At 60.7% G+C, this 11,951-nt stretch carries 14 protein-coding genes; 8 read left to right on the forward strand and 6 right to left on the reverse strand.

Annotated features, from left to right (window positions below):
* Positions 1-2 precede the first annotated feature (2 nt).
* Complete coding sequence (locus tag ACI2KA_RS17140; RefSeq protein WP_404503668.1) at positions 3-1,067, forward strand: alpha/beta hydrolase family protein; 1,065 nt, start codon at positions 3-5, stop codon at positions 1,065-1,067.
* Positions 1,068-1,119: 52 nt separating this feature from the next.
* On the opposite strand, the gene ACI2KA_RS17145 is transcribed toward ACI2KA_RS17140, so the two are convergent.
* Together ACI2KA_RS17145 and ctrA are read right to left on the reverse strand one after the other, a co-directional pair.
* Positions 1,120-1,635 carry a GNAT family N-acetyltransferase gene (locus tag ACI2KA_RS17145; protein ID WP_404503669.1) on the reverse strand — a complete coding sequence of 172 codons (516 nt, stop codon included), beginning with the start codon at positions 1,633-1,635 and terminating at the stop codon, positions 1,120-1,122.
* A 132-nt stretch (positions 1,636-1,767) separates the two neighbouring features.
* A complete protein-coding gene (gene ctrA / locus ACI2KA_RS17150; RefSeq protein WP_065114065.1) occupies positions 1,768-2,472 on the reverse strand; it encodes a response regulator transcription factor CtrA in 705 nt (234 codons plus the stop codon).
* A gap of 481 nt (positions 2,473-2,953) precedes the next feature.
* On the opposite strand from ctrA, the gene ACI2KA_RS17155 reads away from it, so the two are divergent.
* Positions 2,954-3,304, forward strand: coding sequence for a flagellar export protein FliJ (locus ACI2KA_RS17155; RefSeq protein WP_003491821.1), 351 nt, complete (start codon positions 2,954-2,956; stop codon positions 3,302-3,304).
* A gap of 297 nt (positions 3,305-3,601) precedes the next feature.
* Positions 3,602-3,805, forward strand: coding sequence for a DUF1059 domain-containing protein (locus tag ACI2KA_RS17160; RefSeq protein WP_404503670.1), 204 nt, complete (start codon positions 3,602-3,604; stop codon positions 3,803-3,805).
* Positions 3,806-3,938: 133 nt separating this feature from the next.
* Here the strand turns inward: ACI2KA_RS17160 and ACI2KA_RS17165 are convergent, their stop codons facing one another.
* The 4 genes from ACI2KA_RS17165 to cysQ form a co-directional block, all read right to left on the reverse strand.
* The gene (locus ACI2KA_RS17165) at positions 3,939-4,220 is read right to left on the reverse strand and encodes a GNAT family N-acetyltransferase (protein ID WP_404503671.1); all 282 of its coding nucleotides are present in this window, start codon (positions 4,218-4,220) and stop codon (positions 3,939-3,941) included.
* Between the two features lie 223 nt (positions 4,221-4,443).
* On the reverse strand, positions 4,444-4,719 hold the full coding sequence (locus tag ACI2KA_RS17170) for a DUF1153 domain-containing protein (RefSeq protein ID WP_003491799.1): 276 nt from the start codon (positions 4,717-4,719) through the stop codon (positions 4,444-4,446).
* Positions 4,720-4,910: 191 nt separating this feature from the next.
* Positions 4,911-5,951, reverse strand: coding sequence for a DUF2793 domain-containing protein (locus ACI2KA_RS17175; RefSeq protein ID WP_404503672.1), 1,041 nt, complete (start codon positions 5,949-5,951; stop codon positions 4,911-4,913).
* Between the two features lie 361 nt (positions 5,952-6,312).
* On the reverse strand, positions 6,313-7,101 hold the full coding sequence (gene cysQ / locus ACI2KA_RS17180) for a 3'(2'),5'-bisphosphate nucleotidase CysQ (RefSeq protein WP_404503818.1): 789 nt from the start codon (positions 7,099-7,101) through the stop codon (positions 6,313-6,315).
* A gap of 333 nt (positions 7,102-7,434) precedes the next feature.
* On the opposite strand from cysQ, the gene ACI2KA_RS17185 reads away from it, so the two are divergent.
* The 5 genes from ACI2KA_RS17185 (at position 7,435) to ACI2KA_RS17205 (ending at position 11,864) form a co-directional block, all read left to right on the forward strand.
* Positions 7,435-8,337: a branched-chain amino acid ABC transporter permease gene (locus tag ACI2KA_RS17185; RefSeq protein WP_004443357.1), complete on the forward strand. Its 903-nt coding sequence runs from the start codon at positions 7,435-7,437 to the stop codon at positions 8,335-8,337.
* A gap of 4 nt (positions 8,338-8,341) precedes the next feature.
* Entirely contained in the window at positions 8,342-9,739 is a 1,398-nt protein-coding gene (livM, locus tag ACI2KA_RS17190) for a high-affinity branched-chain amino acid ABC transporter permease LivM (RefSeq protein WP_404503673.1), read from the forward strand.
* Positions 9,739-10,617 carry an ABC transporter ATP-binding protein gene (locus ACI2KA_RS17195; protein ID WP_404503674.1) on the forward strand — a complete coding sequence of 293 codons (879 nt, stop codon included), beginning with the start codon at positions 9,739-9,741 and terminating at the stop codon, positions 10,615-10,617. Before livM ends, ACI2KA_RS17195 begins: the two co-directional genes overlap by 1 nt.
* Entirely contained in the window at positions 10,617-11,345 is a 729-nt protein-coding gene (locus ACI2KA_RS17200; RefSeq protein ID WP_404503675.1) for an ABC transporter ATP-binding protein, read from the forward strand. The genes ACI2KA_RS17195 and ACI2KA_RS17200 overlap by 1 nt, the downstream gene beginning before the upstream one ends.
* A gap of 165 nt (positions 11,346-11,510) precedes the next feature.
* Positions 11,511-11,864, forward strand: a complete 354-nt coding sequence (locus tag ACI2KA_RS17205; protein ID WP_065114058.1) for a DUF6867 family protein — start codon at positions 11,511-11,513, stop codon at positions 11,862-11,864.
* Positions 11,865-11,951: the final 87 nt, after the last annotated feature.

The raw sequence follows: 11,951 nt of genomic DNA on the forward strand, positions 1-11,951 counted from the left end.
CCATGCGCAATCTTCTCCTTGCCTTCCTGGCCGTTCTCCTGATCGCTCCCGCCGCAGGGGCGGAAAGCAGCATCGGTTTCAAGCAGATCGAATTGCCGGATCATGCCGGTAAACGGGTGCTTGCCGTGTCGCTCTGGTATCCGTCCGCGCCATCGGCAAAAAGCGAAATCGTGGGTGAAAACGCTGCCTTTTTCGGTCTTGCGGTTCAGCCCGGCGCCACTTTTCCGGCCGGCCGGCGGCCGCTTGTGCTGCTGTCGCACGGGTTCGGCGGCAGCTGGCGCAATCTGAACTGGCTTGCCGGTGCGCTCGTGAAGGACGGTTATGTCGTGGCCGCGCCGGATCATTCGGGCGAATCATTTGACGAGGAGAAGGCGGCGGAGGTCGTGCCCCTGTGGCAGCGGCCGCGGGACATCACCAGAACGCTGACGGCACTGCTTGATGACGACCGGCTTGCCGGGGAAATCGATCGGACGCGTATCGCCGTGATCGGCCATTCTCTCGGCGGCTGGACCGCAATGGAGCTGGCCGGCGCGCGCTATGACGCCGAACTTGCGCTCAGGGACTGCGATGGAGAGAAAAAGCCACCGCAATGCAAGGCGCCGCGGTTGCTGGCCAAAGCCGGTATCGTCGGCGGCGGCAAGGCCGATCCACGCCTTTCGATGGATTTGAAGGATGTCCGCATCCGCGCGGTGGTGGCGCTGGACCTCGGCCCGGCCGCGGGTTTTCTGCCGGAGACGCTGCGGGCTGTGGATGTGCCGGTTCTGGTTCTCGCCGCCGGTGTGGAGACGCCCGAGATTGCCGCCATCAAGGCCGATTCCGAATATGTCGCCCGGAATCTGCCGAAGGCAAAAACCGTTTATCGCGAGATACCGGATGCCAGCCATTTCAGCTTCATGCAGCTTTGCAAAGCGAACGGCGAAAAAATCGTCGAGGCGCTGTCACCCGGGGAAGGTTTCGTCTGCCGGGACGGCGGCGGCAGGAACCGCGCGGCCCTTCATGTGCAAATCGCCGCGATGGTCGGCGGCTTTCTGAATGAGGCGCTGCGTCAGGACGGTATCCGGCGATAAAGGCAGGGATGCCCGCTTGCAACCTGACGGTGGTGCGCGGCGTCCCGGCCGTTCAGCCCATGCCGGGCGGGGCGTACCGATACACCAGATCGTCGGGGTCGTGGCGCGGCGCGGATCGGTCGAGAACACCGCCGAGACGCTCGGCCACGGCCGCGGACCTCCTGTTTCGCGGAGAAACATAGCTGACCAGCGTTGGCAGTTTCAGGGTTTCGAAGGCCCAGCCGCGTAGCACCGTTGCGGCTTCCGCGGCGTAGCCTTTGCCTTCGTGGCCGTCATAAAGCAGCCAGCCCAGCTCCTTTTCGGGAAACAGCGGACCGTGATTGATGCCGACCTGGCCGATGCAGTCACCCGTCTCGGCGAGCGTCACCATCAGCGCGCCATGGCCGAAGAAATGCCAGTTGGCCATGTCGTGGCAAAAGACGCCCCATGTCGACGGTAGATCGTATGGTCCACCGACGCCGAGGGAGCGGGTTGACGCCATGAAGTCGCGATAGGCGGGGAAGTCCGCCATGGTCTGCGGGCGCAATGTCAGGCGTTCGGTCCGCAGCGTGGGAATAGGGTCGTTCATGGGCCGGTTTCCTTTGGCGAAGGGTGGTCAGGCTCTTGCTGGCGGCTATTGGTGGGGACGAGACCTCGAAATCGCAACAAAAAACCCGCCGTTTCCAGCGGGTCTTTTAAAACTGTCCTGTTCCGGGATGGATCAGGCGGTTTCGAGGAATTCCGTCGAGCCATCCGGCTCGCGCAGCACATAACCACGACCCCAGACGGTTTCGATGTAGTTTGCGCCGCCGGCAGCATTTGCCAGCTTCTTGCGCAGCTTGCAGATGAAGACGTCGATAATCTTCAGTTCCGGCTCGTCCATGCCGCCGTAAAGGTGGTTCAGGAACATTTCCTTGGTCAGCGTCGTGCCCTTGCGCAGCGACAGCAGCTCCAGCATCTGATATTCCTTGCCGGTCAGGTGAACGCGCTGGCCGCCCACTTCAACCGTCTTGGCATCGAGATTGACGATCAGCTCACCGGTCGAAATGACCGACTGCGCATGACCCTTGGAACGGCGGACGATGGCGTGAATGCGGGCAACAAGCTCGTCCTTGTGGAACGGCTTCGTCATGTAATCGTCGGCGCCGAAGCCGAGGCCGCGCACCTTGTCCTCGATGCCGGCCATGCCGGAGAGGATGAGGATCGGCGTCTTGACCTTGGACAGGCGGAGCGTTCTCAGTACCTCGTAACCCGACATGTCGGGCAGGTTGAGGTCGAGAAGAATAATATCGTAGTCGTAGAGCTTGCCGAGGTCCACGCCTTCCTCGCCGAGGTCGGTCGTGTAGACGTTAAAACTTTCCGACTTGAGCATCAGTTCAATGCTCTGCGCTGTCGCGCTGTCGTCTTCAATCAGTAGAACCCGCATAATTATCCCCTTTGCCGCCCGCGAACCGGTAAATCATTGCCTCGCGCGATGCGGATCCAGACGTTGCCTGATTTGCAGGCTGCCACCAAATGGTTAACAAATTCTAATTGCCTTTGGCAAGGTGTATCGAATTTATTAAGCAAAGTAGGCATTTCGCTGTTTTTGCACGTGAATCCACCATCGCCAAAATTGAAGCTTAACGTGAGGATTTCCCGCTAAGTGATTCAATCGACTCTTACATCGTCGGGTCCGTTTTTTTGGACCTGGCATTTACCGACCCTTAAATGATCGTGGTTATCATTAACGATGCCCGTAAACGAAAGGTTAACGGCGGCGGTTTTTTATTAACGCCGGGTAACTTTTGGGAATCATTCCGGCACAACGGGTTAACCCGGCCGGTTGAACGGGCGGGTTAAACGGGCCGATCAGGGGGGCATAGTGCCTTTTTGATCCGGGTCTCGCTATCCATGGAGTATTGCGTATGAAGTCGCGTGACAGCCTGGTTCGCCTGAAGGAATTTCAGGTCAACGAAAAACGTCGGCAACTGAACCAGTTGCAGCAGATGATGTCCGAATTCGAGCGGATGGCCAAGGAACTGGTGCATCAGATCTCGCTGGAAGAGAGCAAGTCGGGCATTACCGATCCGACGCATTTCGCCTATCCGACCTTCGCCAAGGCCGCGCGCCAGCGGGCGGATAATCTTCAGGTCTCGATCCGGGAGCTGAAGGCCCAGCAGGAAGCCGCCGAGGCTTCGCTGGAAGAGGTGCAGGCCGAATATGAAAAGGCCGCGGCCCTCGAAAACCGCGACGGAGCGATCCGCGCCCGCGCCTGACGCCCGCGTCTGACGATTGGCGCAGGAGTTTACGAAGATCGTCCTCATTGACGGCTGCCGGTGGATCAGGAGGCAGCTTTCAATGACGGGACGCCATGCATTTTTTTAAAAAGGCCGCTCCTTGGAGAGCGGCCTTTTGTTTTGCGGCCTCGCCGGTGTCTCGCGCCTTGACGGGCAACCGCCATTTCGATTGTCCGAGGGTGGGGAAAGGCGTATTTTATGCGGGTTCCGACCATGAGCCGGAGTTTTGCGCGCGCGCCTCAAGCGGGCGCGGGCGGCTATTTCAGGGAGGAAAAAATGGCCCGCCACTATATAGATTGCCGCGAATTCCCCAGTGACAGCAGATGCACCGTCGCCATCTCCGCCGATTCTCCGGAGGAGCTTATGGAAGCAGCCGTACAACATGCCGTGGCGGTGCATGGCGCAAAGGATACGCTGGAATTCCGTGACGAAGTCCGCAGGAGCATGCATGCCGGGACGCCGCCGCTGAAGGTGGCGTGACGGACGGACCGCCGCGCATTCATGAATGACGCGATATTTTGAACGGTTGTGAGGGATCGGGCGTCTGCTGCCTGTCTCCTCTCTCCCGTGGGGAGAAGAAATACGCCGCGACGCTTGCGGTTATTCTGGCGGCTTATCCCTGGATCACATCCGCCCAGTCGGCATGGCGCAGCGTCTGGGCCTTGAAGAAGGGGCAGAGCGGAATGATTTTCCAGCCGCCCTTGCGGGCTTCCTCGATCGCATGGGCGGCAAGCGCCTGGCCCACACCCCTGCCGCGCAGCGCATCGGGCACGCCGGTATGGTCGATGATGATGAGGGAGGGGGAGGTGCGCGAATAGGTCATCTCGGCCTTGTGGCCGTCGAGGGTTGCCGAATATTCGCCGCGCGATCCGGTTTCGGTTGTCTTGATGTCCATGATCTCTGCCTCCGCATTGCTGTTTACTGTCGCCACTGTAACGGCTTCAGCCTGAATTGAAACAGCACGATAGCGAACGCAGCGGACACAAACCGGCGACAATCGCCGGCCGTGTCAAGCCGTTTGAACGGGAGATCCGACATTGAACCGAAAGCCCCGTCGATGATCCGGCGGGGCGTCTTGGAAGTTCGGTCTGGGCGCGTTTTCGCGCCGGCGCACTGTGTTAGTGGCGATATTGCTGAATGCGCGTGGTGCGCAGGCCGGCAAGGCCATGATCGGCAATCGAGGACTGCCAGGACAGGAATTCTTCGACGGTCAGCGTATAACGCTCGCAGGCTTCCTCGAGGCTCAACAGTCCACCGCGTACCGCTGCAACCACCTCCGCCTTTCTGCGAATGACCCAGCGACGGGTATTGGCAGGCGGAAGATCCGCAATCGTCAGAGGGCTGCCATCGGGGCCGATGACATATTTAACTCGTGGGCGTATCATTTCGGTCATTGGACACTCTATACAAACTCAAGACCATATGACGGGAACTCTATCCCCGTACCTTTAAAAATTGCCTAAGCAGCTCGTGACAATTTATTAAGAATTTGAACGGTTTCGCCTGATTTGTTCGAGTCGCCTTATTTTGTCGGGAAAAAATTTTTCCAAAAATCGCAAATTTCCTCGCCCATCGGTTGCTTTCTTCACAGCGCCGCAAGCGAAAGACATGTTTTTCCGCCGCCCTGGGCAAATTCCGCCGTTCCCTCATGCTGCAGCCGCAGGCGGTCGCCGGCATCGAGGGAAAGGATGGATGTCGCCGACTGCGATGTGCCTGACGTCGACGCATTGCCGGTGATGCCGAAGCTGGCCGCCGCGCCATTGATGAAAAGTGTCACCCGGTGGCCGGACGAGGAAACCACGGCGAGCATCAGGGCCGCCAGATAAAGGCCCTTTGCCGGAACCACGAGTTCCCGCCCGCCGCCGCTCACCGCATCACCCAGCGCAAAGCCGCCTTCGGCAGTGGAAAGTACGGAAAACCCGGCGGCGGAGCCGCTGGCGGGTTTTGTCGTGCCGGCCGGCAGGCCGACAACCGCAAGCGGGCGGTTCGGCATCGAGACCCGGCCGTCGCCGCTGCACAGCAGCGCCGTGTGCCAGGAGGCGCCATCCGCGCTGGTCTTGATCGAAAAACCGTCATGGCCGGCAAGGCCCATTTCCGCCCGGCCGCTCCAGCCGGACTGGAACAGCAGCGAGGCGGTATCGGCCTTGCCCGCCTTGTTGATCGTCATGCGGTGGCTGCCGTCTTCCAGCGCGTGGGTGAAGAGGCTGGCGGGGGAGGCGAGCGCCAAGCGGTTGGTGGTGTCGGCCTCCGTGCCGATACCCAGCCTTTCCAGCCGGCCGCTGGCCGGCAGGGCCATGTCGCGCCAGGCCCCATCCTGCAGGACCCGGTATCTGGCTTCGGCCGCAAACCACGCCGTCCAGCCGGGCTGCGGCGTGATGAGCAACCATGCGCCATCCTGCCGGAAGACGAGCTTGCCGCCCTTGCCTGCAAAGTCGCCGGTGGCATCGGCGGAAAGGAGGACGCAGTCGCCTTCCGCCGCGTTGTCGGGCGGTGCCGCGACCACGGCCCTGACGACGAGCTGCACGATCGCGTCGAGCCTTTGCAGGGCTTCGTTGTGGGTGACGTGTTTCTGGGCCTGCGAGGGGAGGATATAGGGAAGCCGAAGTCTCGCCGTCTGTTCCGTCATGATGTGCCTTCCGCGTTGTGGTGTCGTTTGCGGGGCATTGTGACGCGGTGGCGTGGGGTGGGGATGAGCGGGGGTGGAATTATTTTTTTGGGAGGGGCGGGATGGGGATTTTTTGGGGCTTCGGCGTATGCGGCCTACCCCCCTCTGCCCTGCCGGGCATCTCCCCCTCAAGGGGGGAGATCGACTTGCGGCGGTGTCTCGGCCATCTCGATGTCTGAGGATTGAGTGGTGAAAGTGCGCCTTGCCGATCTCCCTCCTTGAGGGGGAGATGCCCGGCAGGGCAGAGGGGGGGTAAAGCCACATACGCCGAAGCTAACCAATGCCGCAGGTAGCAAGAGCCGCAGGAAACGCCGAGCGCCTGTTACCCCGCGATCTCCACCGCCATTGCCCCCTCGGCAATGAAATCCGGATTGGCCAGCGCATCCTCGCCGTCGCCCCTGACCTCATAGGCAAGCGGCCTGCCCTCGCAATTGAGCGTCCTGCCGCCGGCGGCGCGCAGCACGGCGTCGCCGGCGGCCGTGTCCCACATCATGGTGCGGCTGAAGCGGGGGTAGATATCGGCGGCCCCCTCCGCCAGCATGCAGAATTTCAGCGACGAGCCGACGGAAATGCAGTCCTTCAGCCCGTGTTCGGCCACGAAGGCTTCCGTCCTTGCGGTGCAATGCGAGCGGCTGATCAGTGCCACGGGCGAGGCGCCGCGGCGGCGCGCCCGGATGGGGCGGCGTGCGAGAACCGCGCCGTCGCCGGAAATGGCGAGTTTTTCCGCCGTCTCGCCCTGGCCGGTCCAGGCCTGTCCGCGGCAGGGGGCGTAAACCACGCCGGCCACCGGAACGCCGTTGCGGATAAGCGCGATATTGACGGTGAAATCGTCCTTGCCGGAAATGAACTCCTTGGTTCCGTCCAGCGGGTCGACCAGAAAGAACTCCGCACCGGTTTCCGGCAGGATGCCGCTTGCCACCGCCTCTTCGGCGATGACGGGAATTTCCGGGAAATGGGCGGCGAGCGCCGAAAGAATGATCGCCTCGGCCCGCTGGTCGGCCTCGGTCACCGGCGAGCAGTCGTCCTTGTAGGAGACATGCGGGCCGGCGCGGTGGACCGCCATGATGGCCTGCCCGGCGTCCAGCGCCGCTTTCGTCAATATGTCGATCATCTCTTTGCCGTTGCCATCCCGCACCGGGATATTCCGATCCTCAACGTCGCTACTCCTTTGCCCGCCGCCCGTCAAACAATGGCGTCGGACAAGGCTAAAATAAGCATCCGGCCGTCATTTTTTCAGCACTTCCTGCCAAAATCATGGCTCTTTTGATCGGGAAAGCGGCAGTCCGTGTGGAAATTCCAAATTTTGTGCAGGATCGCCCGTTTTTGACTTCACATTTTTAACGAACACGATATGCATTTTGCGAGTGGGGCTGCCCGCAGGGGCTCCCCCCATAATTAACATAACGAGGCGTGGCCCATTCGAGGTCGTGCCCGGGGGAAAGACATGGAGTATTTTATCCAGCAGCTCATCAACGGGCTGACTCTTGGATCGATCTACGGCCTCATCGCTATCGGCTATACGATGGTTTACGGCATTATCGGCATGATCAACTTCGCCCATGGCGATATTTTCATGCTTGGCGGCTTCGCCGCGCTGATCGTTTTTCTGATTGTGACATCCTTTGTCGCCGGCATTCCGGTGGCCCTGCTTCTGCTTTTGATGATGGTCGTCGCCATGCTGATGACCGGCCTGTGGAACTGGGTGATCGAGCGCGTGGCTTATCGCCCGCTTCGAGGTTCGTTCCGTCTTGCACCGCTGATCACGGCCATCGGCATGTCGATCGCGCTGTCCAACTTCATCCAGGTGACGCAGGGTCCGCGCAACAAGCCGATCCCGTCCTTGGTGACGGAAAGCTATCATTTCGGCGCCATTACCGTATCGCTGAAGCAGCTGATCATCATGGTCGTCACCTCGGTGCTGCTCTTCGCCTTCTGGTATATCGTCAACAAGACCCCGCTCGGCCGGGCGCAGCGCGCCACCGAACAGGATCGCAAGATGGCCGCTCTCCTCGGCGTTGATGTCGACAAGACGATTTCCATCACCTTCATCATGGGTGCGGCGCTCGCTGCTGTCGCGGGCACCATGTATCTGATGTATTATGGCGTCGCCTCCTTCAGCGACGGTTTCATTCCCGGCGTCAAGGCGTTTACCGCGGCCGTTCTCGGCGGCATCGGCTCGCTTCCGGGCGCCGTTCTCGGCGGCCTGCTGATCGGTCTCATCGAATCGTTGTGGTCGGCCTATTTCTCCATTGCCTACAAGGATGTCGCCGCTTTCGGCATCCTGGCTTTCGTGCTGATCTTCAAGCCGACCGGCATTCTTGGTCGTCCGGAAGTCGAGAAGGTGTGATCCCATGACCAATATCGCTTCCGAAAATGCCGCTTCCAGCCCGAGCATCATGGCGACGGCCGTGAAGGAGGGCCTGATTGCGGGCCTCATCTCGTTCGGCATGTTCATTCTTTATGTCGGCATCGTCACCTATCAGGACATCAACAACCAGCTGATCTGGGGCACCCGCTGGGGGCTTCTGGCGATCTTCGTCGCGGTTGCCGCCGTCGGCCGTTTCCTCGTGGTCGGCTTCATCAAGCCGTCGCTGGACCGCCGCAGGCTCGCCAAGGCGAAGACCGGCATTCTGGAAATCTCCGAGGAAAAGGGCTTTTTCCACAAGCACTTCCTGAAGCTGGCGCTGGTACTGCTGCTGCTTTATCCGGTCATTGCCGTGCAATTGTTCGGTTTCCAGGGCTCGCTGAAATTCGTCGACAATTTCGGCATCCAGATCCTGATCTATGTGATGCTGGCCTGGGGCCTTAACATCGTCGTCGGGCTGGCCGGCCTGCTCGATCTCGGTTACGTCGCCTTCTATGCGGTCGGCGCCTATTCCTATGCGCTGCTGTCCAGCCAGTTCGGCCTGTCCTTCTGGGTGCTGCTGCCGCTTGCCGGCATTCTTGCCGGCTTCTGGGGCATCATCCTCGGTTTTCCGGTTCTGAGACTTCGCGGCGACTATCTGGCGATCGTGACGCTCGCTTTCGGTGAGATCATCCGCCTGGTGCTCCTCAACTGGACGGATGTGACCAAGGGCACCTTCGGCATTTCCGGCATCGCCAAGGCGTCGGTCTTCGGCATCTGGTCCTTCGATGTCGGCGCGCCGAACAATTTCGCCAAGGCCTTCGGCCTGTCGATGTCCTCGGCCTATTACAAGATCTTCCTGTTCTACGTGATCCTGCTGCTGTGCATGCTGACGGCCTATGTCACCATCCGCCTGCGCCGCATGCCGATCGGCCGCGCCTGGGAAGCGCTGCGCGAGGACGAGATCGCCTGCCGTTCGCTCGGCATCGATACCGTCATCACCAAGCTCACCGCCTTTGCAACGGGCGCGATGTTCGGCGGTTTTGCCGGCTCCTTCTTCGCTGCCCGCCAGGGTTTCGTGTCGCCGGAAAGCTTCGTGTTCCTCGAATCGGCGGTCATTCTCGCCATCGTCGTTCTCGGCGGCATGGGCTCGCTGACGGGTATAGCCATTGCGGCGCTCGTCATGGTCGGCGGCACCGAGCTGCTGCGCGAAATGGAATTCCTGAAGCATGTCTTCGGACCCGACTTCACGCCGGAACTCTACCGCATGCTGCTCTTCGGTCTTGCCATGGTCATCGTCATGCTGTTCAAGCCGCGCGGCTTCGTCGGCTCGCGTGAACCCACGGCCTTCCTTAAAGAACGCAAGGCCGTGTCCGGCAGCTTTACCAAGGAAGGTCACGGTTGATGGCTTCCGGAACGGCAACAATGGCACCCAATACAACTGGCGACACGATCCTCAAGGTCGAACATCTGTCGATGCGCTTCGGTGGTCTGATGGCCATCAACGACTTCTCCTTCGAGGCGAAGCGCGGTGAGATCACGGCGCTGATCGGCCCCAACGGCGCGGGCAAGACCACGGTCTTCAACTGCATCACCGGCTTTTACAAGCCGACCATGGGCATGATCACCATGCGCCAGCAGAATGGCGAGGCGCATCTTCTCGAGCGCCTGCCGGATTTCGAAATCACCAAGAAGGCGAAGGTGGCGCGCACCTTCCAGAACATCCGGCTGTTTTCGGGCCTGACGGTTCTGGAAAACCTGCTGGTGGCGCAGCACAATGCGCTGATGAAGGCCTCGGGTTACACGATCCTCGGCCTTCTCGGCCTGCCCGCTTACCGGCGGGCGGTGGATGCCTCGATCGAAAAGGCGAAATACTGGCTGGAAAAGGCCGATCTGATCGACCGCGCCGACGATCCGGCCGGCGATCTGCCCTATGGCGCGCAGCGCCGTCTGGAAATCGCCCGCGCCATGTGCACGGGGCCGGAGCTTCTGTGCCTCGACGAGCCGGCCGCCGGCCTCAATCCGAAGGAATCGCTGGCGCTCAACACGTTGCTGCGCGGCATCCGCGACGAAGGCACGTCGCTGCTTCTCATCGAGCACGACATGTCCGTGGTGATGCAGATTTCCGACCATGTGGTGGTTCTGGAATATGGTCAGAAGATTTCCGACGGCACGCCGGACCATGTGAAGAACGACCCGAAGGTCATCGCCGCCTATCTGGGTGTCGAGGATGATGAAGTGGAAGACGTGATTGCGGAAGAACTCGACGGAGGAGCGGCCTGATGTCCGGTGAACCGCTTCTGAAAGTCCAGGGTGTCGAAACCTATTATGGCAATATCCGGGCTCTGGCCGGTGTCGATGTCGAGGTCAACAGGGGTGAGATCGTCAGCCTGATCGGCGCCAACGGCGCCGGCAAGTCGACCCTGATGATGACCATCTGCGGCAGCCCGCAGGCGCGTGCCGGCCAGGTGATCTTCGACGGCGAGGACATTACCCAGCTGCCGACCCACCTGATCGCGCGCAAGCGCATTGCCCAGTCGCCGGAAGGCCGCCGGATTTTCCCGCGCATGACGGTGCTGGAAAACCTGCAGATGGGCGCCAATCTCGACAACCTCAAATATTTCAAGGAAGACGTCGAGAAGATCTTCGTGATGTTCCCGCGCCTGAAGGAGCGCCAGAGCCAGCGCGGCGGCACGCTTTCCGGCGGCGAGCAGCAGATGCTTTCCATCGGCCGCGCGCTGATGGCGCGGCCGAAGCTGCTGTTGCTCGACGAACCGTCGCTCGGTCTCGCGCCGCTGATCGTCAAGGGCATCTTCGAGGCGATCAAGAAGCTCAACCAGGAGGAAGGGCTGACCGTCTTCCTGGTGGAACAGAACGCCTTTGCGGCGCTCAAGCTTTCCGACCGCGCCTATGTGATGGTCAACGGCAAGGTGACGATGAGCGGTTCGGGCAGGGAACTGCTGGCCGATCCGCAGGTGCGCGCCGCCTATCTGGAAGGCGGACGACACTGAAAGATTTTACTTGCGCCGGAGATTTTGCGGCGCAAGATTGCAGGCACTGTGCCGCCGGCGCTTGGCGAAGGCGGGACGCAAACAATAAAATGCCCGGCGGCAAACGTCGGGACGACAGACAAGGCAGGGCCAGGACGTTTGCGTCCGGCACTGATGGGGAAAGAGATGCAGGGCCTTTTTTTCGAAACCGATAACGGCGTGCGTTATGTTCTGCGCGCGCTGGTTGTTCTTCTGGGTTTCTGGACGGCGTGGCGCACGGGCAGGTCCGTGGCCGATGGCTGGGGCGATTATACGCGGGTGGTGATCTACACGCTCGCACTGGGGCTCGTCATGCGGTTTCTGCATCACGCGCTTTTCAACGGGCCGTTCATCAACGGCTTTTATTACGTGTTTGACGTCGTTCTTCTTCTGGTCTTTTCCAGCATCGGTTTCCGCATGCGCCGGACGAGCCAGATGGTCAATAACTACTATTGGCTCTACGACCGGACGTCGGCATTTTCCTACAAGAAGAAAGATTGACAGGCGGATTTTTCCGGCTGCACAATGCTCGTCAGAGTGGAACGGTTTCCTGTTCAGTGAAGGTGGGTACTGAACGGGTCCTTGCAA

Origin of the sequence: Agrobacterium sp. NPDC089420 (assembly GCF_044900305.1) — a bacterium.
Lineage (GTDB): Bacteria > Pseudomonadota > Alphaproteobacteria > Rhizobiales > Rhizobiaceae > Agrobacterium.

Excerpts from the sequence above, each read along its gene's own strand:
- ACI2KA_RS17140 (WP_404503668.1), top strand. The coding sequence starts at position 3 with ATGCGCAATCTTCTCCTTGCCTTCCTGGCCGTTCTCCTGATCGCTCCC.
- ACI2KA_RS17145 (WP_404503669.1), bottom strand. The coding sequence starts at position 1,635 with ATGAACGACCCTATTCCCACGCTGCGGACCGAACGCCTGACATTGCGC.
- ctrA (WP_065114065.1), bottom strand. The coding sequence starts at position 2,472 with ATGCGGGTTCTACTGATTGAAGACGACAGCGCGACAGCGCAGAGCATT.
- ACI2KA_RS17155 (WP_003491821.1), top strand. The coding sequence starts at position 2,954 with ATGAAGTCGCGTGACAGCCTGGTTCGCCTGAAGGAATTTCAGGTCAAC.
- ACI2KA_RS17160 (WP_404503670.1), top strand. The coding sequence starts at position 3,602 with ATGGCCCGCCACTATATAGATTGCCGCGAATTCCCCAGTGACAGCAGA.
- ACI2KA_RS17165 (WP_404503671.1), bottom strand. The coding sequence starts at position 4,220 with ATGGACATCAAGACAACCGAAACCGGATCGCGCGGCGAATATTCGGCA.
- ACI2KA_RS17170 (WP_003491799.1), bottom strand. The coding sequence starts at position 4,719 with ATGACCGAAATGATACGCCCACGAGTTAAATATGTCATCGGCCCCGAT.
- ACI2KA_RS17175 (WP_404503672.1), bottom strand. The coding sequence starts at position 5,951 with ATGACGGAACAGACGGCGAGACTTCGGCTTCCCTATATCCTCCCCTCG.
- cysQ (WP_404503818.1), bottom strand. The coding sequence starts at position 7,101 with ATGATCGACATATTGACGAAAGCGGCGCTGGACGCCGGGCAGGCCATC.
- ACI2KA_RS17185 (WP_004443357.1), top strand. The coding sequence starts at position 7,435 with ATGGAGTATTTTATCCAGCAGCTCATCAACGGGCTGACTCTTGGATCG.
- livM (WP_404503673.1), top strand. The coding sequence starts at position 8,342 with ATGACCAATATCGCTTCCGAAAATGCCGCTTCCAGCCCGAGCATCATG.
- ACI2KA_RS17195 (WP_404503674.1), top strand. The coding sequence starts at position 9,739 with ATGGCTTCCGGAACGGCAACAATGGCACCCAATACAACTGGCGACACG.
- ACI2KA_RS17200 (WP_404503675.1), top strand. The coding sequence starts at position 10,617 with ATGTCCGGTGAACCGCTTCTGAAAGTCCAGGGTGTCGAAACCTATTAT.
- ACI2KA_RS17205 (WP_065114058.1), top strand. The coding sequence starts at position 11,511 with ATGCAGGGCCTTTTTTTCGAAACCGATAACGGCGTGCGTTATGTTCTG.